Source organism: Desulfovibrio piger ATCC 29098 (assembly GCF_000156375.1).
GTDB lineage: Bacteria > Desulfobacterota > Desulfovibrionia > Desulfovibrionales > Desulfovibrionaceae > Desulfovibrio > Desulfovibrio piger.
Genome location: NZ_DS996351.1, coordinates 325426 through 325796, shown reverse-complemented (window position 1 = coordinate 325796; position 371 = coordinate 325426). Strand labels below are relative to the sequence as shown.

The window sequence follows — 371 nt, the reverse complement described above, 5'->3', positions numbered from 1 at the left end:
CTTCCCGGTCTCGGGATTCTTGGTCATCTTCTCGCCGTCCAGCGTCAGATAACCTTCGCCGTCCGCACCGAAGTCGACGTCCACCGTGCCGGTGATCTGATCACCTTCCTTCACATACTCGGAAGATGCCTGCGCACTGATGCTCGGCACGTCGTCCTCGATGGTCAGCGTCAGGTCGGCATTCACGTTCTGCCCCACATTGTCCGTGAAGGTTACGTCGATGTCGTAGCTCTTTTCTGACGTCAGAGCTTCGCCGTTCTTATGAACAGCCGCCGTATCCTGCACAAAGCTGTACTCCAGCTTGCCGCTCGCGGTATCGTACTTCAGGTTCAGCGTGCCTTCCGTCAGTTCGATATCCTTGCCGCCTTCGG

At 57.4% G+C, this 371-nt stretch carries 1 protein-coding gene; it reads right to left on the bottom strand.

Annotated features, from left to right (window positions below; all coding sequences use genetic code 11):
• A partial coding sequence (locus DESPIG_RS13990; protein ID WP_006004042.1) for a hypothetical protein occupies positions 1-371 on the bottom strand: 371 nt, incomplete at both ends.